Raw genomic sequence first — 24,740 nt, 5'->3', positions numbered from 1 at the left:
GGGGGACTGGCGATTCGCGATGGGCGGCTCTGTTGACGCTGCGCCCGAAGCGGAGCCGTTACGGCGTGACGACCACGCGGTAGACGGGGGTTTCGGCGGCCTGCTTGAGCGCCTTCTCGACCTCGTCCAGCGGGTAGCGCGCCGTGACCAGCGTCTCCAGCCGTGCGGCCAGCCGGCCGCCGCGCAGCAGTTCGGCGGCGGCGCGCCAGTCGTCCGGCTCATGGCTGAAGGAGCCGGTGACGGTGAGCTGGCGGCGGTGCACCTCGTAGCCGGGGAGCTCGGCGGGCGGGCCGCCGGGGCCGCCGCCGTAGAGGACGATCATGCCGCCGTCGGCGACCGCGGCGAGGGCGGCGGCGATGGCCTCCTTGGACGCGATGGTCACGACGACCACGTCCGCCGGGGGCAGTTGGCCGATGTCCTCGGGGGTGACGGCCGCGTCGGCGCCCGCCGCCGCGATGGCGGCCAGCCGCTGCTCGTCCCGTTCGACCACCGCGACGCCGTGGGCCTGCAGCTGCGCGGCGACGGCGAGGTGGAGATGGCCCATATAGCCGGCGCCGATGACGGTGACCCGGTCCCCGGCGCGGAAGCCGCCGCGGCGCAGCGAGTGGACCACGCAGGCCAGCGGTTCGCCCATGGCGGCGACGGCGGGGTCGGTGTCGCCGACCGACCACACCCGTGAGGCGGGCAGCGCGATGTATTCGGCGAGCCCCGCGCCCATGGTGATCGCGCCGTCCTCGCGCTTGTGCCCCTGGAGCGCGACGCAGATGGCGGTCTGGCCGCGCCGGCAGCTGCGGCAGGCCCCGCAGCGCGGCAGTCCGTCGAGGGTGACGAGGGAGCCGACCGGGGGCATGTCCTCCAGTGCGGCGGCCTTGGCGCCGATCCGCTCGACCCAGCCGGAGATCTCATGTCCGGCGGCGGCCGGATAGACCGTCATCCGGCCCGCGTAGAGATTGGCCTCCATGGTGCAGATACCGCAGGCCGCGATGCGTACCAGCACCTCGGAGTCACCGATGTCGGGGACAGGTATCTCTCTGGTCTCCACCTGGCCTGCCGCCGTGATGACAGCTGTACGCATGTGAACTGCCTTCCGGATTAAGGACGTTGTGCCGGGAGGCTATGCCGGGGGGACAGGGGTGGCAAGGAAGAACGATCACATGCTGGATCGCGCACCGGAAGACGTCCTGCGGAAGGCCCACCAGATGATCACGGCTCCGGCCGCGGCGGCGGCCGCGCCGACGACGGAGGCCACATGCATGGCGTGGACGAACCCCTCGTCGGCGATGTCCGACAGCCGGGGCAGCCGCATCTTCGCGCCGAGCAGCCGGGTGGCCTCGGGCGACTCCCCGGCGGCGTCGGCGGCACCGGAGGGCAGCCCGCTCAGCCGCGGGGTGACCCGGTCGCGGTAGACGCTGACCAGCACGGAGCCGAGGACCGCCACGCCGAGGACCCCGCCGATCTGCCGCAGCGAGTTGTTGACGGCGGAGCCGGCGCCGGTCCGGTCGGAGGGGAGGATGGCCATGATCGCCTCGGTGGTGGGCGCGACGGCGGCGCCCATGCCCAGGCCCTGGAGGATGAGGAAGACCCAGAACAGCGGCAGTCCGCTGCTCTCGTCCAGGAAGACGTAGGCGACGAAGCCGGTGGTGGCGATCAGCATGGCCGCGGTGACGACCGGGCGCACCCCGTGGTTGCGTACCAGCTTGGCCGAGAGCGGGGCGCCCAGCAGCACGCCGAGGGCGACCGGGGCGATGGACAGCCCGCACTCCAGCGGCGTCTGTCCCTGGACGCCCTGCAGATAGAAGCTGGTGTAGTACATCGAGCCGTTGAGCCCGAAGAACGTGAGCATGACGGCGACGCTGGCACCGGTGAAGCGGATGTCGCGGAAGAGCCGGACGTCGAAGCTGGGGTTGGCGACGCGCAGTTCGACGAGGACGAAGACCACGACCAGCAGCACGCCCCCGGCCAGCGAGGCGACGATGGCCGGATCGGTCCAGTCATTGCGGTGGCCGCCCTCGATGACGCCCCAGACGATGGCGAAGAGCCCGGCGGTGGAGAGCACCACGCCCAGCGGGTCGAACTTCTGCCGCACCCGGGTGACCACACCGGGCAGGAAGACGAACGAACCGGCCACGCACAGCACCACGATCGGCACATTGACCAGGAAGACCGACCCCCACCAGAAGTGGTCGAGCAGCGCTCCACTGAGCATCGGCCCAGTGGCGATCGCGATTCCACTGGAACCCGACCAGATCGCGATGGCGGTGGCCCGATGCCGCTCGTCGAAGACCTGGGCGATCAGGGCGAGGGTCGCGGGCATGATCAGGGCGCTGCCGATGCCCATCGCGCCTCGGGCCACGATGAGTTCGGTGGCCGAGCCGGAGTAGGCGGCCCAGGCGGAGGCCGCGCCGAAGAGCACCATGCCGGTCAGCAGTAAGCGGCGGTGGCCGTAGCGGTCGGCGAGCACACCGCCGGTGAACAGCAGCACCGCGAAGACCAGGGTGTAGGAGCTGATGCTCCACTGCAGCTGATTGGGGCTCGCCCCGAGCCCTTCGTCGGGATCGGCGAGGGTCTTGAGGGCCACATTGAGCACGGTGTTGTCCAGCCACACCGCGAGTTGGGACAGGACGAGCACCGAGAGCGCGAGCCATTGGCGGCCGGTGGGGGAGTGTGCGGAACCGGCCTGCGCGGCATCGGTGGTCGCGGTGTTCTGTGCAGCCATGGGGGCGGCGCCTTTCGGGACCCTGGGGAAGGTGGGGGGGTCCGCGTCGTATGGCAAGGGATGGCGTGCTGGCTCCAGAGGAAGTTACCAATCCGCCGAGCGGGGGCGCAGCCCCTTGCCGACACGGGGAGGTGTCGTGGCCGGAACGCGAGGGTATTTCCCGGCGGGAAGTGTCCCATAAGGAACGATCTTCCTTGCCGTGTGCCAGGGGGCTCGTTACTGTTCCCGGAAAGGGAACGGGGGTGTCCTTTGAGCCATTTCGGAATTCAACCAAATGGGCGAGTGCCTATTGACGGATTTGACGCGGAGGTGGGCGCGGGGAGAGCGGTTCGAACGGAGCCGGACATGGGGTCGGACAACCTGGAGGAGACTCTGGGCCAGGCGTTACGCCTGCTGGAGTCCGCAGTGCACCACCACCGCCGCTCCGCGCTGGCCTCGGCGTCCGCCGAACTGCCGGTGGCCGGGGAGGCCGTGGCCGGGTGGGTGGCGCGGCTGGTGCTGCGCGCCGAGCGGGATGTGATCTGGAGCCTGCCCGAGGTGACGGGCGATGACCACGCCCGGCTGGTCGGACAGACGCTCGCCCAGCTGGCGGGCAAGGGGGTCAGGACCCGGATGCTCTGCCCGCCGGGCGTCATCCGGGGCGCGGCCTGGCAGCGCTCGGTGGGGACCGTGGCGCGGCTGGAGGTGCGCGTCTGCGAGGGCGTGCGGCAGGAGTTGGTGGTCGTGGACGGCGCGGCGGTCATCGCGCCCGACGCCTCGCCGGGCGAGCCCGGCGGCTCCCGCGCCTCGATGATCCAGAACTCGACCGTGGCCGATATGCTGCATCAGCTGCTGAGCGGCATGTGGGACACGGCCCAGCGCCCGATGCGGCCCCTGTCGTTCGAGGGCGGCGCGCGCGGCCGGGTGCTGCGCGAGGTGCTGAAGCTGATGGCCGAGGGCTACAAGGACGACGCCGCGGCCCGCAAACTCGGCCTTTCGGTGCGTACCTACCGTCGCTATGTGGCTGACATCATGCGGGACCTGCAGGTCGAGTCGCGGTTCCAGGCCGGAGTGCGCGCCGTGCGCGCCGGGCTGATGGAGTCCGACCCCGACTAGGGGCGTGCCGCACATCCGGGCAGCGGCCGGGTTGTTGATGGTTTGAGCGTTATTGGCACGCTTCTGTCCGCCGGCGACCTGGCAGCTTCCTGCAGATTCCAAGTTCTGACCGCGCGGTAACCGGCTGCCGTCTGCAGCTTTATGACACCCGGACCAGTCGAATGCTGGTGTTCACCCGGCGCGTGACAGCTAGTGGACTCTGGGGTTGTCCCCTCCTCTACCGGCGCCTAGCGTCAGCGGCAGCTTCGTCGCTTTGCCCATGCCCGAAAATGGAGGTGCGCGGTAATGACCGCCATCGTCGAAGAGCGTCGTGAAACCATCAAGGAAATCGTCACCGATATTCTTGAGATCGACCCCGACGAGGTCACTGAGACCAGTCTCTTCAAAGAAGAGCATGACGCGGATTCACTGCGTGCCATTGAAATACTCGCGGCTTTGGAGAAGACCTTCAATATCGTCATAGAGCAGTCCGAACTCAGCCGGATGGTGAATCTTCAAGGCGTCTACGAGGTTGTCTCCGACGCGGCGGGCTGGTGACCGCCGGATCCAGGCGGTCTCTCGGAAGGCAGGGCGAAATGCGTGGTGAGCCGGGTCGCAGGGTCGTCGTCACCGGCCTCGGTGCGGTGTCCGGGATCGGCATCGGCGCGGCGGAATTCCTCGCCGGACTGCGCGCCGGGAAGAGCGCGGCGGGCCCCATCACCGCGTTCGACACGGAGGGCTTCGACCGCTCTACGGCGTGTGAGGTCAAGGATTTCGAGCCGGGCCGGTGGATTCGAAATCTCGATGTACGGACCCTGGGCCGGGCCAGCCGGTTCTCGGTCGCGGCGGCCCGTATGGCGGTGGCCGACGCCGGATTCGCCGAATCGGAGAGCGCGCTGCGCGACATCCCCTGTCTGATCTCCGTCGGCACCACCGACGGCGAGTCCAGGGACCTGGACCATTTGGTCGAGGAGGAAGTGGACCTCGGCCCCGAGCGAATGGACCCCACGGTCGCCCGGCGGGTGCCCGCCGGACGGCTTTCGAGCGCGATCGCCCAGGAGTTCGGCCTCACCCGGGCCGAGGCGGTCACCCTCCCCACCGCATGCGCCGCCGGGAACTACGCGATCGGCTACGGCTTCGACGCCATCCGCGCCGGGGACGTGGACCTCGCGCTGTGCGGCGGGGCCGACGCCCTGTGCCGTAAGACCTTCACCGGCTTCTACCGCCTGGGCACCATCGCCCCCGAGCGCTGCCAGCCCTTCGACAAGGACCGCAAGGGCATTCTCACCGGCGAGGGCGCGGGCATCCTGGTGCTGGAGAGCCTGGAGTCGGCGCTGGCCCGGGGCGCCCGTATCTACGCCGAGGTCCTCGGCTACGGACTCAACTGCGACGCGGACCACCCGGTGGCCCCCAACCAGGACAGCGTGGCCCGCTGTATGCGGCTGGCCCTCGACAACGCCAACGTCAAGCCGGACGAGGTCGACTTCATCTCCGCGCACGGCACCGGCACCAAGGCCAACGACATCACCGAGGCCCGCGCCATCCGCCAGGTGTTCGGGGACGCCGCCCCGCCGCGCACCGTCTCCATCAAGTCGATGATCGGCCATTCCATGGGCGCCGCCGGGGCGCTGGCCTCGATCGCCTGCGCCCTCGCGCTCACCGAGGGCTTCATCCCGCCGACCATCAACCACCAGGAGACCGACCCGGAATGCGGTCTGGACTGTGTGCCCAACCAGGCCGTGGACGCCGACCTGAAGGTGGTCCAGAACAACGGCCTGGCCTTCGGCGGCAACAACGCCGTCGTCATCTTCGGCAAGAGCCGAGCGGACTGGGCATGAGTCAGCTGGTGACCGGCGCCGGAGCCGTGGCGAGCGTGGGCGAGGGCGTCGACGAGGTCTTCCAGGCTCTGTGCGCCGGCATCAGCGGACTCGGCGAACTGCGCGGCTTCGACCGGGAGCGGTACCGGACCCGCCACGCGTACGAGATCGACGACCGCCCCGCGCCCGGTGCCGACCTCCCGGGCCGCGCCACCGACTGGCTGCTGCGCGCGGTCGGCGAGGCCGCGGCCCAGGCCGGGCTCGGCGAGGATCTGAGCGAGGTGCCCGTCCTCGTCGGCACCGGGCTGCGGGAACTGCGCTCCGCCGAACTCGCCTGGCGCGACGGCGCGCCTTTCGACATCGGCCGGCTGCACTTCGGCACCGCACTGCGGACACGTTTCGGCGCGGTCCGCACCCACACCTTCTCCGGGGCCTGTTCGGCCTCCCTCTACGCGCTCGCACTCGCCGCCGACCTGCTGACCACGGGGGCCGAGGACACCGTGATGGTGGCCGGTGTGGACACCCTCACCGAGTCGATGTACGGGCTGCTGGACCGGGTCAACAGCGAACCCCCCGACCGCGTCCGGCCGTTCGACCGGGACCGCCGCGGGGTGCTGATGGGCGACGGCGCGGCGGCCGTGGTGCTGCGCCGGGAGGAGCCCGGCGCGGGGACCGGCGCGCTCGGCCGGGTGCGCGCCGTCAGCATGAACTGCGACGCGCGCCATGTGACCGCCCCCGACCCTCGGGGCATCGCGCGGGCGGTGCACGAGGCGCAGTGGCGGGCCGGCGTCAAACCGGGCGACATCGATCTGGTGCTGCTGCACGGCACCGGCACCCAGCTGAACGACGCGGCCGAGGCGGCCGCCATCGCCGAGGTCTTCGGCCATGAGGTGCGCGGGCCCCTGATGACCGCCATCAAGTCCATGACCGGCCATACCTCGGGCGGCTCCGGTCTGCTCAGCCTGATCGTCGCGCTGGAGTCCCTGGCGTCGGGCCGGGTGCCGCCCACCCTGGGGCTGGCCGAACCGCTGCCCGAGGCCGAGGCGTTCCGGTTCGTCCGGGAGGAGGCGCGGGACGGCGGTGATCTGCGGGTCGCGCAGATCGACGCGTTCGGCTTCGGCGGTGTCAACGCGGTCGCCATCGTGGAGAGGGCCGGCCGATGACGCACGGCCGCGGCGAAGTCGTCGTCACCGGCGTCGGCCTGGCCCTCCCGGGCGCCGACACCCCCGACGCGTTGCTGCGCCGCACCGCCTGCCCGGTCACCGGACCCGCCGCCGAACCGTTCGACACCGCCGCCCGGATCGGCCGCCGGGGCCACCGCTACAAGGATCGGGCCACCCGGCTGGCGCTGTGCGCCGCGCTCGACGCACTGCGGGACGCCCGTCTGATCCCCTCCGACGGCGAGGAGGTGACGGTGCCCGGCGAGACCGTCGGCGTGGTCGCCAGCTCCAACCTGGGCAACCTCGACACCGCCTGCCTCACCGCCGCCGCCATCGCCGAGCGTTCGGCCGTGGACCTCAGCCCCATGAGCCTGCCGAACGCCTCCAGCAATGTGATCGCCTCCTGGGTGGCCATCCGCCACGGTCTGCGCGGCCCCAACCTGATGCTGTGCAACGGGGCGACATCCGGCCTGGACGCCGTCCACTGGGGTGCCGCGCTGGTCGCGGCGGGCCGGGTCCGGCGCGCGGTGGTGATCGGCGTGGAGACCCACAACGCCGTCGTGGAGGATCTGCTCGGCCGGTCCGCCGATGAGCTGCTGGACGGCGCGGCAGCCATCGTCGTCGAGGGCGCTCGGTGGGCCGAGGGCCGGGGGGCGCGCGCCGCCGCCACCCTCGGCCGGTACGAACGGCGGGCCGGGCTCAGCGGCTGTGTGGAGGCCCTGCTGCCCGGCGGCGCCGCGCCCGGCGTCTGGTTCACCCCCGAGCGATACGCCGAGGGGCCCGCCGGGGCCGGCGTCGGGACCGGGACCGGGACCGACGGGGCCGTACCGGTGCCGGAGGCCGTGCCGCGCTACGACGTCACCAGCGCGGTGGGCCGGGCCTCCGGGGCCCTCGGGGTGCTGCAGTGCGCGGCGGCCATCGGCTGGCTGGCCCGCAACGAGGCCGGGACGGACGCCGAGACCGGCGCCGGGACGCAAGACGCCGGGCCGCAAGCCGGGCTGCAAGACGCGGAGCCGCGAGCCGCCGGACCGCAAGTCGCCGGGTCGGAAGCAGGAGCCGGGAGCGGTACCGCCTTGGACGTCGGTCCCGGGGCCGCGCCGGGCCCGGCGCCCGTGCCCGCGTCCCGCCAGGCGCTGATCACCAGCGGTGACGACACCGCGGACGCCGTGGCCGGACTGCTGCTGCGCCCCACGCCCGACCGGTGCCACCCGCACCCCTCACGTGCCCCCCTTTCAGTCATGGAGTGTTCCCGATGACCGCCGCCGCCCCGCCGATGTCGACCAAAGCCCTGCTGACGGACGCCACCACCGTCCGGCTGCGCCCGCGCTACGAGGGCTCGAACATCTGCACCTGGATCGGCTTCAAACACGTCAACTACCTCGTCGAGGAAGCCGTGCTGGTGCACTTCGCGGACTCCGGGGCGCCCGCCCGCCGGCTGTACGAGGAGCACGGTCTCGGGCTGGACATCGTCGCCCTGGAGACCCGCATCCTGCACGCCTTCCACATGGACGACGTGGCCGAGGCAGAGGTGACGCCGGACACCGCCGACGACGACCGCACCCTCGGCTTCCGGGTGACCCTCCGCGTGGAGCGCGGCGGCTCGGTCCTCAAGGCCGTCGCCGCCAAGGTGCGGGTCTCGCTGCGCGCCGACGCCTATCTGCCGGAGCCCACCGAACCCCCCGCCGAATTCGCGCCGTTCGTGGTGGACCGGCTGGGAGCCGAGGGGTCCGCCGGCGAGCTCGCGCGGATCCGGGTGGCGCTGCCGGACGGCGACGAGGACGCCGTCCTGGCCTCGCTGACCGAGGGCCGCAACGCCTACGCCTGGAAGTGGAACATCCCCTATCCGTACTGCCACTTCACCGAGCGGCTGCAGATGTCCGGCTATCTGCGGCTGATGGAGGAGGCCAAGGACCGTTTCGTCCTGGACCGCGGCATCTCCATCAAGACCCTGCTGGACGACCGCAGGTGGATACCGGTCGTACCCCAGTCCTCGGTGCGCGTCATCGACGAGGCGGTGATGGAGGAGGACCTCTACACCGTCTACACGGTGGAGGAGATCTTCAAGGACCTCACCTACACCGCCCGGATGGACTGCTTCGTCATCCGCGACGGCACGCTCACCCTCACCGCCACCGGCCGGATCACCCACGGCTACGCGGTGATCGAGAACCGCAGTGACTGGCGGCTGGTCCCCTTCGACCAGCGGGTACTGGGCGCGCTGGCCGGAAAGCAGAGCGGCACCTGATGGACGACGTACTGGTCACCGGCCTCGGCGCGCTGTCCCCGCTGGGCACGGGCGTCGATGCCTTCTGGCGCGGGATGCACGCGGCGGACACCGCGCCGGTGCGGGTCCCCGATCCGCTCGCGCACATGGACCATCCGCTGATGTACCTGGTGCCGGAGGCCGACCTTCCGGACGGTCCCGAGGAGCAGGACGGGCTGCCGCTGGGGCGCGGCTCCCAGTTCGCGCTCGCGGCGGCGCGCGAGGCGGTCGCCGACGCGGGGCTCGCCGCGCTGCCGGGGCCGGACGCCTCGGGCGCCACGGACGCCGGGCTCGATCCGCGCCGGGTGGCCGTCGCCCTCAGCACCGGTATGGGCGACACGGATCTGCACGAGGGCTGGTGGACCGGCGAGGCCCCCGCGTCCGGCCGCTGGGCGCCCGCCTTTCCGCTGGCCTCGGTGGTCGGCGGGTGGTTCGGCGCCCAGGGCCTCAACACCTGTGTCAGCAACGCGTGCGCCGCCAGCGGCTACGCGCTTTCGATGGCCGCCGATCTGATCCACTCCGGCGAGGCCGACGTGGTCATCGCGGGCGGCGCCGAGGCGTACTCCCGGGTCGCCCTCGCCTGCTTCAACCGGCTGGGCGCCATCGACCCCGAGCGCTGCCGCCCGTTCGCCGCCGAGCGGCGCGGCACCGTCTTCGGCGAGGGCGCCGCCGTGCTCGTCCTGGAGTCCGCCTCGCACGCCCGCGCGCGCGGCGCGCGCACCGTCTACGGCCGTCTGGCGGGCGCCGGCTGGAGCTGCGACGCCTACCACCCGACCGCCCCCGAGCCCTCCGGTGAGCAGATCGAGCGCGCGATGCGCGTGGCGCTGCGGGAGGCGGGGGCCGGGACAGGCTCCGGGGCCGGGGCCGAATCCGGCTCCGGCGGGCTGGGATTCGTGATCCCGCACGGCACCGGCACCGCGCTCAACGACGTGGTGGAGAGCCAGGTGCTGGACGCGCTGACCCCCCGGACGCCGCTCTACAGCGTCAAGGCGCTCATCGGGCACACCGGCGGCGCGGCGGGCGCGTTCGCCGCGCTGGCCGCCAGTCTGGTGCTGCACCACAAGACGCTGCCGCCGAATGTGCCGGTCGGCACGCCGGACCCGGAGTGCGCGGTGCCGCTGCCGTCCGGCTCCGCGCCCATGACCGGGGCGTACGGGCTGGTCAACGCCTACGCCTTCGGGGGCAACAACATCTCGCTCGTCTTCGGGGAGGCCGCCGCGTGAGCGACGCACGTGCGGCCGCCGGGCCGCGGATGGCGACGAAAGCCGCGCCTCCGCGCCGCGTGGGCGGAGAAGCGGACGAGGAGGCGGCGCGCAGCGAACCGGCCGTCGGCCTGGTGGTGACGGGCATCGGCACCGTGGCCGCGGACGGCTTCGACTTCCGTACGGCGCTCGGCCGGCACGGCTACAAGTACCTGCCCGCCGCCTCCCAGTACTTCCTCGCCGCGGCCAAGCGCGCGCTGGCACAGGCGGGCCCGGACGCCCTGGAGGCGGTCGGGCCCGAGGAGCGGGGCGCCGCGGTGGGCACCAACAGCGCGGCCGTCGCCCTGCACCACACGATGGACCGTACGGTCACCGCCACCGGGGCCGGGGATCTGTCCCCGGTCACCGCGCCCTACTTCTCCATCAACCTTTTCGGCAGCCGGCTGGCCACCGAACACGACCTCAAGGGCTTCAACCTCACCTTCACCAGCCCCCGGGTCGCGGGCCTCGAAGCGCTGCAGAACGGCCGGCGCGCCCTCGTCACCGGCCGGGCCCGGTGGCTGCTGGCCGGGGCCACCGAGGAGGCGCTGCCCGAGGGCGAACCGGGGGCGGAGACCTCGGAGGCCGGAGCCGTCGCACTGGTGCTGGAGCCCGAGACGGCCGCCCGGAGCCGGGGGGCGGCGACGCTGGGCCGGGTGGGCGTCCGCTCGTTCTTCCTGCCGCCGCGGGTGGCCACCTGCGCCGAGGGGGCCGAGCGGGCCGCGGCGCTGCTGCGGGACGCGCTGGACGCCCTCGGCCACCGGCCCGACCAGCCCCTGGCCGTCACCGCCGTCCTGGACGGCTCCCCGGTCGGCGAGGCCGTGGCGGCGGCGCTGGAGGAGAAGGTGCTGCACGAGCAGGCGCCGGGCGGGCGGACGGCGGCCGGAAAGCCCGAGCGGGTCCCGGCGGGCACGGGCGCCCTGGAGCCAGTGGCGCGCGTGGCCGCCGCCCTCGGCGCACCGGCGGGGCATGTCCACGCCGTCATCACGGCGGCGGCCGAGGGGAACATCGCGGTCTGCCTGGTCACTCCAAGCGGTGCCACCCCGGACGGCGCCACCCAGGGCAGCACCGCCGGAGCGGAAGCCGGCAGAGCGGAAGCGAGCAGCCGATGAGCGGACGACGGAGGGCGAGCGGCCGATGATCACCCGACTCGAGGGTTCCTGGTGCCTGGTCCTGGGCGCCTCCAGCGGTATGGGCCTGGCCATCGCCCATGAACTGGCCCGCGAGGGCGTCCACATCCTGGGCGTCCACTTCGACACCACCGACGGCCAGGAGAAGGCGGCCGTCGCCCGGGAGGAGATGCGCGGCCACGGCGTCGAGGCCCACTTCTTCAACGCCAACGCCGCCTCCGCCCGCACCCGCGAGGAGCTGCTGCCCCGGTTCGAGGAGCTGACCGGCGGCACGGGCATCCGGATCGTGGTGCACTCCCTGGCCTTCGGCACCCTGCTGCCGTACGTCGGCGCCGAGGGCGAGGACAGCCTGACCGCCCGCCAGATGAACATGACGCTCGACGTGATGGCCCACTCCCTCGTCTACTGGACCCAGGACCTGTTCACCGCGGGGCTGCTGCGCGAGGGCGCCAAGGTGTACGCGATGACCAGCGCCGGGGGCACCCGCGTGATGCCCCACTACGGCGCCGTCTCCGCGGCCAAGGCCGCCCTGGAGTCCCACGTACGCCAGCTCGCCCTGGAGCTCGCCCCCTCCGGTATCGCCGTCAACGCGCTGCGCGCCGGGGTGACCCCGACCCCCTCCATGGAGCGCATCCCCGGCAGCGACCGGCTCGCCGTCCACGCGCGGGACCTCAATCCGCACCGGCGGCTGACCCGGCCCGAGGACGTCGCCGAAGCCGTCTCGCTGCTCTCGCGCACCGACTCCTCCTGGATCACCGGCAATGTGATCGGCGTGGACGGGGGTGAGCTGTTGACATGACGGCCCATCTGCTGATCGAGACGGGCGGGACGCAGACCGGACCCGCCTGCGAGCGGTTCCTCGGCGACGCCGCGCGGCTGGCCAGGGACGGCCACCAGGTGGTGCTGTTCCTCGTGGAGAACGGCGTGACCGCCGCCGTCCCCGGCACCGCGCCGGCCATCGAGACGTTCCTCGGCGACGGCGGCGAGCTGTGGGTGGACTCCTTCTCCGCCGCCCAGCGCGCCCTGCCCGCCGCCGATCTGACCCCCGGGCGCGGCTGGTGGAGATGGACGACGTGGCCGCCAAGCTGCTGGAGCCGCGGGTCAGGGCGGTGTGGCACTGATGCCCAGGCCCGTTCCCCGTACCGATGTGCTGCTCAACCTCTTCGGCGCGCCCCACCAGAGCGATCTGGTCACCTCGGCGCTGCGGCTGGCGTCCGCGCTGCTCGCCCGGGGCGCCAGGGTGCAGATCTGGACCTGCGGCGACGCCACCCGGCTGACCGGTGCGGCCCTCGGCGACACCAAACCGCGCGACTACACCGACCTGGGGCGCGAGCATCCGTCCACCGCCCGCGTCGTCCGCGAGCTGATCGAGGATCACCCCGACCGGCTGTACTGGTACGTATGCCGCTTCTGCGCCGAGGAGCGGGGCGCCGCAGAGCAGATACCGCAGGTGCGCACACGGGCCCCCTTCGTCTTCGCCGAGCATGTGAACGCGGCGGACAAGAGCCTGCTCATGGGGGTGTGCTGAGCCATGGGCGACCAGGCGCGCTGGCTGCTGATCGTGGAGAAGGCGTACCGGGGCTCGATCGAGACCCAGTACGCCGACGTGCTGTACTGCGTGCCCGATCTGCACCGGCAGAGCGGCGGCTGCGATGTGGCGCTGCGCGGCCCCGCCGTCGGCTACGCCCTCGACACGGGCCCACGTCCCACGCTGCGCCTGGGCACCCGCCCCCTGGACACCCTGCCCCATCCGCCCGCCTCCGTGGCGAAGCTGCTGGCCGCCGGGGTGACCGTGCTGGTCGAGGAGGACGGCCTGGCCGCGCTCGGCCGCACCGCCGCCGACCGGTTGCTGCCCGGCGTACGCGTCATCGAGGGCGACGACCTCGCGGCCCGCTGGCCCTCCTACGAACAGGTGTGGTTCCTGTGACCCGCCCCTCCCACGGCCCCCGGGCCTCTACCGAAGGAGTACCCGAACCCATGGTCAACGCCCCCGGCGGGGCAGCCCCGGTCATCTCGGCCTGGACCGCCGTATCGCCCCTGGGACTGCGCGGGGCCGACTTCACCGCGGCCCTGCGGTCCGGCCGCGCGGCCGGCCGTCCGCTGGACCCCGAGGAGTGGTCGGTGCCGTTCCGCGAGGCGAGCCTCGTGCCCGACTTCCACATCCGGCAGATTCTCGGCCGTAAGGGCACCCGCTCGATGGACCGGGCCACCGGACTGGCCGTCACCGCGATCCGCCATCTGCTGACCGGGGAGCGGGAGCACGACGAGGCCGAGCGGCTGCCGGGGGTGGGCGAGGAGACCGGCCTGGCGCTCGGTACCAGCACCGGCTCCGCCCAGAGCATCATGGACTTCACCCGGGACTCGCTGGTGGGGAAGAAGCCCTTCTATGTGGACCCGGCCCGGTTCCCCAACACGGTGATGAACTGCGCGGCCGGTCAGTCCGCCATCTGGCACGGGCTCAAGGGCCCCAACACCACCATCGCGGGCGGCCGCGCCACCGGACTGCTCGCCCTCCGGTACGCGCTGCGGCTGCAACGCGCCGGACGGGCCCAGGCCGTGCTGTGCGGGGCGGTCGAGGAGTTCTCCTCCGCCCGCGCCTGGCTGGAGTGGCATGCCCGCACGGATGAGGAGAGCGCCGACAGCGCCGCCGTGCTCGGCGAGGGCGCGGCCGTGTGGCTGCTGGAGCCCGACGCCGCGGCGCGCGAACACGGCCGTAAGCCGCTCGCCGAAGTCCTGGGCCTGGAGTTCGGCTGCGCGGCGGACGCGAAGCAGGCCCGTACGGTGCTCGCCGAGGCGATCGGCCGGCTGCTGGACCGCACCGGCGTGGCTCCCGGCGAGCTGAGCGCCGTCGCCGACTCCGGCGCCCCCGGCGCAGAGGGGGAGGCCGAGCGCGCCGCCCTCGCCGACGCCCTCGGGGGCGCGGAGCCGCCGCGGATCACGGCCGCCGACACCGTCGGGGACACCTGCGCCGCCGCGGCGGCCTTCCAGATCGCCGCCGTCCTGGCGATGGCCGAGCACGGTCGACCGCCGAGCGCGACTGAAGCGCCCCGGAGGCGAACCGAGCCTCTGAAAACTGGCGATACCGCCCTGGTCACCACCGTGGACCGGGACGGCGTGGTCGGTGCGGCCCTGCTGCGGATCCGGTGACGGGCCGGCCGCCCCCGAGCTGAAGGAGCTGGTTGAGATGACGGACCGAGAGACGACGGGCGGCGCCCTCGACGGCGCGGCGCCCCGTACGGCGCTGGTCTTCCCCGGGCAGGGCGCCCAGAAGGCGGGCATGGGCCAGGCGTGGCGGGACACCGCCTCCTGGGCGCTGGTGGCCGAGGTATCGGAGTACACCGGTATCGACGTCGAGGAACTCCTGCTGAAGGCCGACGACGAGACGCTGCGCCGCACCGATCTCGCCCAGATCGCCGTCTTCACCACGGAGGTGCTGGCCCACCGCGAGGCGGAGGCGGCCGGGCTGCTGGGCGATGTGGTGGCCTGCGCCGGGCACAGCCTGGGCGAGTACACCGCGCTCCACGCCGCCGGGGCCCTGCCGCTCGCCGACACCGCCCGCCTGGTCGCCGCCCGCGGCCGGGCCATGCGCGCATGCGCCGAGCGGTCGCCCGGCACCATGGCCGCCGTGGTGCGGCTCGGCCCCGAGACCGTGGCGGCGCTGGTCGCCCAGGTCCAGGAGGACGGCGGCCAGGTCTGGATCGCCAATGTCAACGCCCCCGGTGCCATCGTGCTCTCGGGCACCGCCGAGGCCGTGGACCGGCTCGCCGAACTGGCCGTCGAGAGCGAGGGCAAGGTGATCCGGCTCGCCGTCGGCGGGGCCTTCCACAGCCCGCTGATGGCCTCGGCCGCCGACGATGTGCGCGAGGCCCTGGCCGCCGTGCACTTCGCCGCCCAGCACCTCCCGGTCGTCGCCAACGTGGACGCCCGCCCGTACGCGAGCGGCGAGCACTGGCGGGAGCTCGAACTGAGCCAGCTCACCAGCCGGGTGCGCTGGGAGGAGAGCGTCCGCACGCTCGCCGATGAACTGGGCTGCACCCGGTTCGTGGAGCTGGGCCCCGGGCGCCAGCTCACCGGCATGATCCGCCGGATCGCGAAGGGCGCGCTCACCGTCCCGGTCGAGTCGGCCGCCGCCCTCGCCAAGCTCACCGCCCCCCGAAGCCGCTGAAGCCGCTGAAACCCCTGAAGCCTCCGAAAACCCGGAAACATCCGGAACCCCCGAACCCCGCTGAGCCTCACCCTTTGAGAGCGGAAGGAGACCCCCGCATGGCCGACGCCACCGCCGCCCTGGACATGGACGAACTGCGCACCTTCGTCGCGGATGTGCTCGATGTGGACGAGGAGGACGTCACCGACGACGCCGACTTCGTCAAGACGCTGGGCGTGGACTCCCTCATGGCCCTCGAGGTCATGGTCGTCCTGGAGAAGAAGTACGCGGTGAAGCTGGAGGAGCGGGAGATGAAGGACATCACCACGCTCCGCAAGGTGCACGATCTGCTCGCCTCGAAGCTGGAGAAATGAGATGACGGCGGCCGCCTGCGGGCCGGTCGACGGCACCGTGGAGGTCGTGGACCCCGGTGTCCCCGGTGAGCGGCCCGCCCGGTGCGTGGCCGTGGTCGGCGCGTCGGAGAAGGTGTTCGCCGGGCACTTCCCGGGGTTCGCCATCTTCCCCGGCGTATGTGTCGTGGAGTACGTCCAGCGCGGCGCCCTCGCCACGCTGCCGGAGCGCGTACCGGGCGGGCGCTGGGTCCTGGCGGCCGTCGAGTCCTCCCGCTTCCTCAGCCCGGTCTACCCCGGAGACGAGCTGACCAGCGAATATGTCTGGTCGCGCAAGGACGGGGCGGTGCGCTGCCGGGCCTCGGCGGCCACCGGGCGCGGACCCGCCGCGCAGATAAGGCTGCGCTTCGAGAACCGGGACGCCCGGGGTGCGGAGGCCGGGGCGGGGAGTGGCGAGACCAGGGCCGAGGAGCGGACGCCGGATGATCACCGTCGATGAGATCAAGCGGGTGCTGCCGCACCGCTACCCCATGCTGCTGATCGACCGGGTCACCGAGCTGGTGCCGGGCGAGCGGGCGCGCGGGCTGAAGGCGGTCACCTGCAATGAGCCCTGGTACGAGGGGATGCCGGACACCGCGTCCGCGGAGGACTACCACTATCCGTGGACGGTGCTCATCGAGTCCTGGTGCCATGTGGCCGGGGTGCTGGTGGCCTGGGACCGGCCCAACCCCGACGTACGCAAGGGCAAGGCGATGCTGCTCGGCGGCATCACCGACGCCGAGTTCCACCGCCCGGTGGTGCCGGGCGATGTGGTGGAGCATCATGTGCGATTGGCCCGCCAGGTCGGCGAGACCTTCGTCTTCGAGGGCGAGAGCCTCGTCGGGAAGGAGACCGTCCTCACCATCGGGCGGCTGACGATGACCATGCGCCCGGCCTCCGACCTGGACGCCCCGCCCATGACCGCCTCACCTGTGACCGGTCCGCCCGCGACCGACTCGCCGGCGGCCGCGCCACCCGTGCCCGACCCCCCTGTGCCCGACCCCCTCTGACCGACACCACCTCCGGGAGAAGGACCTCACCGTATGTCCGACCGAATATCCGACGACACGGGCCGCGCATCCGGTGACAACGAGCCGACGCCGCGCGTCGCGCTGGTCTCCGGCGGCTCCCGCGGCATTGGCCGGTCCACCGTGCTGCGGCTGGCCCGGGACGGCTTCGATGTGGCGTTCTGCCATCACTCCAGCCCCGATGCCGCCCGTGAGCTGGAGGAGGAGGCGGCGCGGCACGGCGGCGGACGGGTGATCGGCCGGCAGACGGACGTCCGCGACGCGGGCGCGGTGCGCGAACTGGTCGCCTTCACCGAGGAGTCGCTCGGCCCGGTCGACGTCGCGGTCACCTCCGCCGGGATCACCCGGGACAATCCGCTGCTGCTGATGAAGGACGAGGAGTGGCGGGACGTTCTGGAGGTCAACCTGGACGGCACCTATCACCTGTGCCGTTCCGTGGTGTTCGGAATGATGAAACGCAAGTCCGGATGCGTCATCAACATCTCGTCGGTCGCCGGGGTCCACGGCAATGCGACCCAGAGCAATTACGCGGCCTCGAAAGCGGGGATCATCGGCTTCACCAAGTCGCTCGCCAAGGAGGTCGGACGGTATGGCATACGGGCCAATGTGGTGGCGCCCGGCTTCGTCGAGACCGATATGACGGCGGAGCTTTCCGAACGGGTGCGCAAGGAGGCGGAGCAGAGCATCCCGCTGCGCCGCTTCGGCCGTCCGGAGGAGGTCGCCGACATGGTCGCGTACCTGGTCGGAGCGGAGTATGTGACCGGTGCGGTGTTCCAGGTCGACGGCGGCATCGTCCTCTGACGGGCGCCGTCGGCACCTTTGTTCGAGCGGTGTCCGGCGGCTGAGGGCCGCTCGATGAGCGTCATGCACGAGATGGACGAGCGAGGGGGTACGGACGTGGCAGCCAAGCGCAGCAAAGTACCGCGCTTCTATTTCAATTTCCGCAGCCCGTACAGCTGGATCGCCTACCGTGATCTGATGGACCGCTATCCGGATGTCGCACAGGCGGTGGAATGGCACCCGTGGTGGGAGCCGGACGCGGATGGTGAGCGCCGTATGGCCGAACAACGCCATCACTTTCCGTATACGGCGATGTCCCGGGAGAAGCATCTCTATATCCTCCAGGATGTGCGCCGGCTGACGACCGACCGCGGCCTCGCGGTCAACTGGCCGGTGGATCTCGACCCGGTCTGGGAGGTGCCGCATCTGCCGTACTTCCTGGCGCTGGACGCGGGGCTCGGCCCCGACTACATCGAGCGCGTCTACCGGGCGCGCTGGCAGGAGGGCCGCGACATCTGCGACCGTACGACCATCGCGGCCATCGCCGGTGAGCTGGGGCTTCCGGCCGACCGGGCGGCGGCAGCGGCCGATGACGAGGAGCTGCGCGGCGGCCGGGGACTCCAGGCCCTGCTCGCGCTCAGCGACGCCGGGGCGTTCGGCGTGCCGTTCTTCACCCACGGCTATGACAAGTTCTGGGGCGTGGACCGGCTGCCGGCCTTCGTCGACGCGGTCCGCTCCGGCTCCGGGCCGCGCCCGGGCTCCGGTGACCGGTCCGGCCCCCGTGCCCGGGACACGCCCGCCGCCGTGCCGTCGGACACCGACTTCGCCGCCGCCCGGTCGGCCGATCCGGGCCATGCCGGAGGCTGTGGCTGACTCTTCGCCCGCCCGCTCGTTCACACGTTGTCGCCCGTCCGACCGCCCGTCCACCGCCCGCCGCGACCGAGACGAGAACGCCCTGACCGCCGACGGACACTCCCCCTCCTGGAGGACGCAGATGCCCGAGCCACGCCAGACGTCGGCGCGCTCCCCCTCCCTGGGAGCCCGCGCCCTCTCGGCCGCGGCCCTGCCGATCGCCCCGCTGTACGGGGCCTCGCTGGCGTATCTGGCCTTCCATCCGCGGCGCCGGGAACAGCGGGAGCACCCACGGGACCACGGGCTGCCCTGTACGGAGCTGAAGGTGCCCTTCGCGGCGCGGAAGCACCTGGACACCTGGCTGTGCCCGGCGTCCTCCGAGAAGGTGGTGGTGCTCGGGCACAGCATGGCCACGGCGAAGGACCACAGCCTGCGCCATGCGAAGTTCCTGCACGACGCCGGGTACACCGTCTGTCTGTTCGACCACCGCAACCACGGGGCCAGCAGCGACGACCGGGCGCTGTTCGGGCTGGGCGACCGGTTCGCGAGCGATGTCACCGCCGTGGTGTCCCATCTGCGCGACCAGCGGGGGTACGGCACGGCGCGGATAGCCTTCTACGGCTTCTCGTTCTCGTGCTTCTCGTCCATGTGGGCGCTGACGCACGACGGATTCGAACTTGACGCGCTGGTATGCGACAGCGGGCCGGGGCACGACGTCCCGCCGCTGCTGCGCAAGTTCCTGGAGGCGGAGGCGCTGCCGCTGCCCGCTGTGCTGAAGGGCGAGCCGGCCCGTTCGGTGGTGGCGCGGACGCTGTGCGCGGTGGGCCCGGCCATGCTCCGGGCCCAGTGGCCCCCGCCCGCGACGGGCAAGTTCGCCAAGATCCCCCTGTTGTTCATGTCGGGCGAGCACGATGCGATCGTGCCGCCTTCCTCGGTGGACGCGCTGGCCGAGCGCTATGCACAGGCCGAGACGCACGTCCTGCCGGGAGCCGAGCATCTGCTCGGGCTGGAGACCGATCCTGAAGGCTACGCGAGCGTGGTGCTGGATTTCCTCGAGCGGGCCCTGGGGTAGCAACCTTGACCGTCCCTCCCGGGACGGAACTTTTCGGAAGAGGAAAGAGAGAGCATGCAGAAGGTGCTCATCGCCAACCGTGGCGAGATCGCTGTCCGTGTTGCCCGTGCCTGCCGGGATGCCGGGATCGCGAGCGTAGCCGTCTACGCCGATCCGGACCGGGACGCATGTCATGTGCGCGCGGCCGATGAAGCCTATGCGCTGGGCGGTGACACCCCGGCGGCCAGCTATCTCGACCAGGCCAAGGTCCTGGCCGCGGCCGCCGAATCCGGCGCCGACGCCGTCCACCCCGGCTACGGATTCCTCTCCGAGAACGCCGAGTTCGCCCAGGCCGTCCTGGACGCGGGCCTGACCTGGATCGGCCCTCCGCCGCACGCCATCCGCGACCTGGGCGACAAGGTCGCCGCCCGCCACATCGCCCAGCGCGCCGGCGCCCCGCTGGTCGCCGGCACCCCCGACCCGGTCTCCGGCGCGGACGAGGTCGTGGCCTTCGCCGAGCAGCACGGCCTGCCGATCGCCATCAAGGCCGCCTTCGGCGGCGGCGGCCGCGGCCTGAAGGTCGCCCGCACCATGGAAGAAGTCCCCGAGCTCTACGACTCCGCCGTGCGCGAGGCCGTCGCGGCGTTCGGGCGTGGGGAGTGCTTCGTCGAGCGCTACCTGGACAAGCCCCGCCATGTGGAGACTCAGTGCCTGGCCGACACCCACGGCAACGTCGTGGTCGTCTCCACCCGTGACTGCTCCCTCCAGCGCCGCCACCAGAAGCTGGTCGAAGAGGCCCCGGCCCCATTCCTGACCCAGGAGCAGAACGACCAGCTCTACGCCGCCTCCAAGGCCATCCTCAAGGAAGCCGGCTACGTGGGCGCCGGCACCGTCGAGTTCCTCGTGGGCAACGACGGCACCATCTCCTTCCTCGAGGTCAACACCCGACTCCAGGTGGAGCACCCGGTCACCGAAGAGGTCACCGGCATCGACCTGGTGCGGGAGATGTTCCGCATCGCGGACGGGGAGAAGCTGGGGTACGACGATCCGCCGATGCGGGGGCACTCGTTCGAGTTCCGCATCAACGGCGAGGACCCGGGCCGCAACTTCCTGCCCGCCCCCGGCACCGTGACCTCCTTCGTCCCGCCCGCCGGGCCCGGTGTCCGGCTGGACGCGGGCGTGGAGTCCGGCAGCGTCATCGGCCCGGCGTGGGACTCGCTGCTGGCCAAGCTGATCATCACCGGTGCCACCCGCGCCCAGGCCCTCCAGCGCGCCGCCCGCGCCCTGGCCGAGTTCCAGGTCGACGGCATGGCCACCGCCATCCCGTTCCACCAGGCCGTGGTGGTGGACCCGGCGTTCACCAGCGAGCCGTTCACGATCCACACCCGCTGGATCGAGACCGAGTTCACGAACACGATCGCCCCGTTCGCTCCGACCGGAATGGACGAGGTCGACGAGCCCACCGCCCGCGAGACCGTCGTGGTCGAGGTCGGCGGCAAGCGGCTGGAGATCTCGCTTCCGGCGGTCCTCGGCCTGGCGGTGTCGCCCGGGGAGGTCGCGGGGACCAAGAAGCCGAAGCGCAAGGCGGTCAAGAAGTCCGGCTCCGCCGCCTCCGGCGACGCCCTGGCCTCCCCGATGCAGGGCACCATCGTCAAGGTCGCCGTGGGCGAGGGCGACACCGTGGCCGAGGGCGACCTCATCGTCGTCCTGGAGGCCATGAAGATGGAACAGCCCCTCAACGCCCACCGCGGCGGCATCGTCAAGAGCCTGAACGCGAACGTCGGCGCCTCGGTCAGCGCGGGCGCCGTGATCTGCGAAATCAAGGACTGACCCGGCGCGATGACACCCTTACGGCGGGCTCCGAGCGGAGCCCGCCGTCACGGTCAGCCCTTGGGCCGGTCCTTGAGACCAGCCCGCAGCTCAGTCCTTGAGCGTCCGCTCCAGGAAGCCCAGGACCGTCTCCGCGTAGGTCTCCGGCTGGGTCTTGATCCCCTGCAGATGCTCGGTGTCCGGCAGGGTGTGCACCTCGGCCAGCGGATAGCGCTCGGCCAGCGCCCGCACCCCGGACGCGGGGATCATGGTGTCGAGCTCACCGGTCAGAAAGAGCATCGGGGTGCGCTCGTACGCGCCGCCGAGCGGCGGCGGCCACTGCACCCGCAGCATCGCCACGGCGGCCGACGAGGCGACCGTCTCCACGACCGCGCGGGAGGGTCCGGTGCCCAGCGGGCCGGGGATGGGCACACCGCCGGCCGCGACGAAGTTCCGGAACAGCGGGGCCAGCTCCAGCGCCGGACCGCTGTCGAAGATCACCGCGTCGACCGGGCAGTCCTCCCTCTTGAGCATGTAGAAGGAGGGGAAGGTCGAGATGGAGAAGCCGTAGATCGCGATGCGCGCCGTGGCGTACGCGTCCATCGACCGCATATGCCGCACCACGGCGACCACATCGTCGGTGTGACGGTCGCTCATGCCCCAGCCCGCCCGGTCCGCGACGCTCTTACCGTGGTTGCGGTGGTCGAACATCGCGACCGTATAGCCGGCCTCGCTGAGCAGCCGCGCCTGCGCCAGGCTTGCGGACTTGCTCAGCCCCAGGCCGTGTCCGAGGACCACGACCCGCTCGGTGTCGCCGGGGATGAGCCAGACATGCAGTCCGCGCCCCTGCTGACCGTTCAGCGGAACGTTGACATCCGTGCTGGTCAGCCCCAGGTCGGCGGGCTTCTTGTGATGTGGCCTGCGGGGCGGGTGGTAGATCATGTACGAGAGGAAGGCGCCGTACAACGGTGCCACCGGGAGGGTCACCGCCGAGGCCGCCTTGGCCAGGAATCCCGTCGCCATGGTCGTCAAACCCCTATCACCGCTCGTGCCCGGACGTGCGCGATCGTAGTGCGGACGGGCAGGTGACCGCGTCGGCCGGGAGGCGAACGTGGCCGAAGTCACCGGGTGCCCGTGATCGGCAACGCCGCCGCGCGGCAAGGGCGTTGGGGGCGCGGGAACCGGCCTTGGAGGCGCGTTCGGACGGCGGGGGGTCCACGGCGCGCCGCGCGCGCCGCTGTACCGTCAATACGTCCACAGCGAGCGCATCATCGGCCGATAGCACGGGGGAAGCGAACAGTGTCCTTCACCAGCCCGGTTCAGCCCGCACAAGAACCCCGGCGATGGGCCCCGGTCGGCGCCCTGCCCACTCCCGGAGACCGCCCCGGCCCCGGTGAGGTGGCCGTATGGCTGCTGCGGATACCGCCCTATGCCGCCGCTGCCACCGCAGTCGCGGAGGGCGTGCTGGACGAGCGGGAGCGCGAGCGCGCGGGGAGGCTGCGGACCGACCTGCTGCGCGAGCGCTATGTGACCTCCCATGTGGGGCTGCGGACGCTGCTCGGCGGCTATCTCGGCATCGCCCCGGCCGAGGTCGCGTTCGTCCGGGAGACCTGCGGAATGCCGGACTGCGACAAGCCGCACGGCCGCCCGGCCCTGGCGGGCGAGGACTCGCTGCACTTCTCCCTCTCGCACTCCGGGGACGCCGCCCTGTGCGCCGTCGCCGGGGTGCCCGTGGGCGCCGATGTCGAGGAGCGGGACCCCGAGCGCACCGGGACCCGGCTGACGGGGCTGATCGGGCAGCTGCACCCGGAGGAGCGGGCGGCGATCGACGCGCTTCCGGAGGAGCTGCGGGCGGAGGCGTTCCTGGGCTGCTGGGTCCGTAAGGAGGCGTACCTCAAGGTTATCGGCACCGGGCTGCCGGGCGGGATCAGCGCCCACCATGTGGGTCTCGCCGAGGGGCTGGCCCCCGCCGGCGCGCCGTCCGGCCCCAGCGGCTGGGCCTTCGCCGACATCGAGGCACCGCCCGGCTACCACGCCGCGGTCGCCGTACGGAACGAGGCCGCGCCCGGTGGCCCGGCGCGGCCGGTGGTGACCGTGGCCGGTCTGCCCCTGGGCTGAGCGGCCCGGGTACAGTCGGCGCCATGCCGCATCTCGAGGTGGAACTCTCGGCAGGCACCGTCGAGTACGAGGACACGGGAGGCGAGGGGCCCGTCGCGGTCCTGTTGCACGGGGTCGCCATGAACGGCTCGCTGTGGCGCGATGTGGTTGCCGCGCTGGGCCCCGACATCCGCTGTGTCGTCCCCACCCTCCCCCTGGGGGGACACCGCCGCGCGATGCGGCCCGACGCGGATCTGTCGGTGCTCGGGGTGGCCCGGCTGGTCGCCGAGTTCCTGGAACGGCTCGACCTTACGGACGTCACGCTGGCCATGAACGACTGGGGCGGTGCCCAGGCGCTGATCGCCGACGGCCGCGCCCAGCGCATCGGCCGCCTGGTGATCACCTCCTGCGAGGCGTTCGAGAACTTCCCGCCCGGGCTGCCCGGCCGGAATCTGGTGATGGCCGCGAAGCTGCCGGGCGGGCTCAACGTCGCCTTCAAGCTGCTGAAGATGGAGCCCCTGCGGCGGCTTCCGATCACCTGGGGGTGGATGACCAAGCGCCCGGTGGACCGGAAGGTGATGGATGCCTGGTTCCAGCCGCTGTGGACCTCCCCGGAGATCCGCCGTGACCTGCGGAAATACGTTCTCGGGGTGCCACCGGTGGACGAGCTGCTCCGCTGGGCCGACGCGCTGCGCACCTTCGACCGCCCCGCCTTGGTGGCCTGGGCGTCCGAGGACCGCGTCATGCCCCCCGAGCACGGACTGCGCCTGGCCGGTCTGCTTCCGCACGGCAGCCTGGTGGAGATCCCCGACAGCTACACCCTGATCCCCGAGGACCAGCCGGGGCCGCTGGCCGACCTGATCCGCGCGTTCGTCCTGGGCGGCGCGCCCACGGCCTAGGGGTTGTCGGATCCCCGGCGTACCGTCGTCAGTATGTGCAGATCCATCAAGACACTCCGCCCGCCGTACGCCGAAGTGGTCACCGAGGACGATATGCGCGCCGCGGCGCTGCAGTACGTCCGCAAGATCTCCGGCTTCCGCCGGCCGGCCGCGCATAACGCGGAGGCGTTCGACAAGGCCGTCGAGGCGATCGCCGCAGCCACGGGCGAGCTGCTGGACTCGCTCGAGGTGCGGGGCGGGGCGGCACGCTGAATGGCCCGGGGCTCTTGAGCACCCGGGCCATCCGCTTG

The 24,740-nt window shown here is 72.2% G+C and carries 26 protein-coding genes; 23 read left to right on the top strand and 3 right to left on the bottom strand.

The window, feature by feature from the left end; translation table 11 throughout:
• Positions 1–58: 58 nt before the first annotated feature.
• Positions 59–1,075: an alcohol dehydrogenase catalytic domain-containing protein gene (locus BLV72_RS11915; protein WP_093462102.1), complete on the bottom strand. Its 1,017-nt coding sequence runs from the start codon at positions 1,073–1,075 to the stop codon at positions 59–61.
• Between the two features lie 75 nt (positions 1,076–1,150).
• The gene (locus tag BLV72_RS11910; RefSeq protein WP_093462101.1) at positions 1,151–2,716 is read right to left on the bottom strand and encodes an MFS transporter; all 1,566 of its coding nucleotides are present in this window, start codon (positions 2,714–2,716) and stop codon (positions 1,151–1,153) included.
• A 345-nt stretch (positions 2,717–3,061) separates the two neighbouring features.
• Between BLV72_RS11910 and BLV72_RS11905 the strand changes: the two genes are divergently transcribed.
• The 20 genes from BLV72_RS11905 (at position 3,062) to BLV72_RS11805 (ending at position 21,475) form a co-directional block, all read left to right on the top strand.
• A complete protein-coding gene (locus tag BLV72_RS11905) occupies positions 3,062–3,811 on the top strand; it encodes a helix-turn-helix transcriptional regulator (RefSeq protein WP_059148474.1) in 750 nt (249 codons plus the stop codon).
• Between the two features lie 285 nt (positions 3,812–4,096).
• The gene (locus BLV72_RS11900) at positions 4,097–4,348 is read left to right on the top strand and encodes an acyl carrier protein (protein ID WP_078641653.1); all 252 of its coding nucleotides are present in this window, start codon (positions 4,097–4,099) and stop codon (positions 4,346–4,348) included.
• 38 nt (positions 4,349–4,386) lie between these two features.
• Positions 4,387–5,628 (top strand): beta-ketoacyl-[acyl-carrier-protein] synthase family protein, encoded by a 1,242-nt coding sequence (locus tag BLV72_RS11895; RefSeq protein WP_093462099.1) that lies wholly within the window; start codon positions 4,387–4,389, stop codon positions 5,626–5,628.
• Entirely contained in the window at positions 5,625–6,770 is a 1,146-nt protein-coding gene (locus BLV72_RS11890; RefSeq protein ID WP_093462098.1) for a beta-ketoacyl synthase N-terminal-like domain-containing protein, read from the top strand. Before BLV72_RS11895 ends, BLV72_RS11890 begins: the two co-directional genes overlap by 4 nt.
• Complete coding sequence (locus BLV72_RS11885; protein WP_093462096.1) at positions 6,767–8,023, top strand: beta-ketoacyl synthase N-terminal-like domain-containing protein; 1,257 nt, start codon at positions 6,767–6,769, stop codon at positions 8,021–8,023. The genes BLV72_RS11890 and BLV72_RS11885 overlap by 4 nt, the downstream gene beginning before the upstream one ends.
• Complete coding sequence (locus BLV72_RS11880) at positions 8,020–9,012, top strand: acyl-CoA thioesterase family protein (protein WP_093462095.1); 993 nt, start codon at positions 8,020–8,022, stop codon at positions 9,010–9,012. The genes BLV72_RS11885 and BLV72_RS11880 overlap by 4 nt, the downstream gene beginning before the upstream one ends.
• On the top strand, positions 9,012–10,253 hold the full coding sequence (locus BLV72_RS11875) for a beta-ketoacyl-[acyl-carrier-protein] synthase family protein (protein WP_093462093.1): 1,242 nt from the start codon (positions 9,012–9,014) through the stop codon (positions 10,251–10,253). The genes BLV72_RS11880 and BLV72_RS11875 overlap by 1 nt, the downstream gene beginning before the upstream one ends.
• Positions 10,250–11,383: a beta-ketoacyl synthase N-terminal-like domain-containing protein gene (locus BLV72_RS11870; protein WP_093462092.1), complete on the top strand. Its 1,134-nt coding sequence runs from the start codon at positions 10,250–10,252 to the stop codon at positions 11,381–11,383. Before BLV72_RS11875 ends, BLV72_RS11870 begins: the two co-directional genes overlap by 4 nt.
• Before the next feature lie 25 nt (positions 11,384–11,408).
• A complete protein-coding gene (locus BLV72_RS11865; RefSeq protein WP_059148466.1) occupies positions 11,409–12,200 on the top strand; it encodes an SDR family oxidoreductase in 792 nt (263 codons plus the stop codon).
• 321 nt (positions 12,201–12,521) lie between these two features.
• Entirely contained in the window at positions 12,522–12,929 is a 408-nt protein-coding gene (locus BLV72_RS11855) for a DsrE family protein (protein WP_093462090.1), read from the top strand.
• A gap of 3 nt (positions 12,930–12,932) precedes the next feature.
• Complete coding sequence (locus BLV72_RS11850; protein WP_093462089.1) at positions 12,933–13,328, top strand: hypothetical protein; 396 nt, start codon at positions 12,933–12,935, stop codon at positions 13,326–13,328.
• A 50-nt stretch (positions 13,329–13,378) separates the two neighbouring features.
• Positions 13,379–14,548: a beta-ketoacyl synthase N-terminal-like domain-containing protein gene (locus BLV72_RS11845; RefSeq protein WP_093462087.1), complete on the top strand. Its 1,170-nt coding sequence runs from the start codon at positions 13,379–13,381 to the stop codon at positions 14,546–14,548.
• 37 nt (positions 14,549–14,585) lie between these two features.
• Complete coding sequence (locus BLV72_RS11840; RefSeq protein WP_093470307.1) at positions 14,586–15,566, top strand: ACP S-malonyltransferase; 981 nt, start codon at positions 14,586–14,588, stop codon at positions 15,564–15,566.
• Between the two features lie 98 nt (positions 15,567–15,664).
• Positions 15,665–15,919, top strand: coding sequence for an acyl carrier protein (locus tag BLV72_RS11835; RefSeq protein WP_093462086.1), 255 nt, complete (start codon positions 15,665–15,667; stop codon positions 15,917–15,919).
• Between the two features lies 1 nt (position 15,920).
• Positions 15,921–16,394, top strand: coding sequence for a 3-hydroxyacyl-ACP dehydratase FabZ family protein (locus BLV72_RS11830; RefSeq protein ID WP_208905611.1), 474 nt, complete (start codon positions 15,921–15,923; stop codon positions 16,392–16,394).
• Positions 16,378–16,944 carry a 3-hydroxyacyl-ACP dehydratase FabZ family protein gene (locus BLV72_RS11825; RefSeq protein WP_093462084.1) on the top strand — a complete coding sequence of 189 codons (567 nt, stop codon included), beginning with the start codon at positions 16,378–16,380 and terminating at the stop codon, positions 16,942–16,944. The genes BLV72_RS11830 and BLV72_RS11825 overlap by 17 nt, the downstream gene beginning before the upstream one ends.
• Positions 16,945–16,977: 33 nt before the next feature.
• A complete protein-coding gene (gene fabG / locus BLV72_RS11820) occupies positions 16,978–17,763 on the top strand; it encodes a 3-oxoacyl-ACP reductase FabG (RefSeq protein ID WP_093462083.1) in 786 nt (261 codons plus the stop codon).
• 54 nt (positions 17,764–17,817) lie between these two features.
• Positions 17,818–18,615, top strand: a complete 798-nt coding sequence (locus BLV72_RS11815; protein ID WP_093462081.1) for a 2-hydroxychromene-2-carboxylate isomerase — start codon at positions 17,818–17,820, stop codon at positions 18,613–18,615.
• 121 nt (positions 18,616–18,736) lie between these two features.
• Complete coding sequence (locus BLV72_RS11810) at positions 18,737–19,666, top strand: alpha/beta hydrolase (RefSeq protein WP_093462080.1); 930 nt, start codon at positions 18,737–18,739, stop codon at positions 19,664–19,666.
• Between the two features lie 54 nt (positions 19,667–19,720).
• Positions 19,721–21,475, top strand: coding sequence for an acetyl/propionyl/methylcrotonyl-CoA carboxylase subunit alpha (locus BLV72_RS11805; RefSeq protein ID WP_093462078.1), 1,755 nt, complete (start codon positions 19,721–19,723; stop codon positions 21,473–21,475).
• Positions 21,476–21,565: 90 nt separating this feature from the next.
• Here the strand turns inward: BLV72_RS11805 and BLV72_RS11800 are convergent, their stop codons facing one another.
• Entirely contained in the window at positions 21,566–22,477 is a 912-nt protein-coding gene (locus BLV72_RS11800) for an alpha/beta hydrolase (RefSeq protein ID WP_093462077.1), read from the bottom strand.
• 276 nt (positions 22,478–22,753) lie between these two features.
• On the opposite strand from BLV72_RS11800, the gene BLV72_RS11795 reads away from it, so the two are divergent.
• Genes BLV72_RS11795 through BLV72_RS11785 form a run of 3 tightly spaced genes read left to right on the top strand, consistent with a single transcriptional unit; the run spans position 22,754 to position 24,702 of the window.
• Positions 22,754–23,572 carry a 4'-phosphopantetheinyl transferase family protein gene (locus BLV72_RS11795; protein WP_093462076.1) on the top strand — a complete coding sequence of 273 codons (819 nt, stop codon included), beginning with the start codon at positions 22,754–22,756 and terminating at the stop codon, positions 23,570–23,572.
• A 23-nt stretch (positions 23,573–23,595) separates the two neighbouring features.
• Positions 23,596–24,450 (top strand): alpha/beta fold hydrolase, encoded by an 855-nt coding sequence (locus BLV72_RS11790; protein WP_093462074.1) that lies wholly within the window; start codon positions 23,596–23,598, stop codon positions 24,448–24,450.
• A 33-nt stretch (positions 24,451–24,483) separates the two neighbouring features.
• Positions 24,484–24,702, top strand: a complete 219-nt coding sequence (locus tag BLV72_RS11785; protein ID WP_093462073.1) for a DUF2277 domain-containing protein — start codon at positions 24,484–24,486, stop codon at positions 24,700–24,702.
• Positions 24,703–24,740 lie beyond the last annotated feature (38 nt).

It is taken from the genome of Streptomyces melanosporofaciens, from assembly GCF_900105695.1.
In the GTDB taxonomy this organism is placed as follows: domain Bacteria; phylum Actinomycetota; class Actinomycetes; order Streptomycetales; family Streptomycetaceae; genus Streptomyces; species Streptomyces antimycoticus.
Note: the sequence above shows the minus strand (reverse complement) of the source record. Positions and strands in the feature narration are given on the sequence as shown.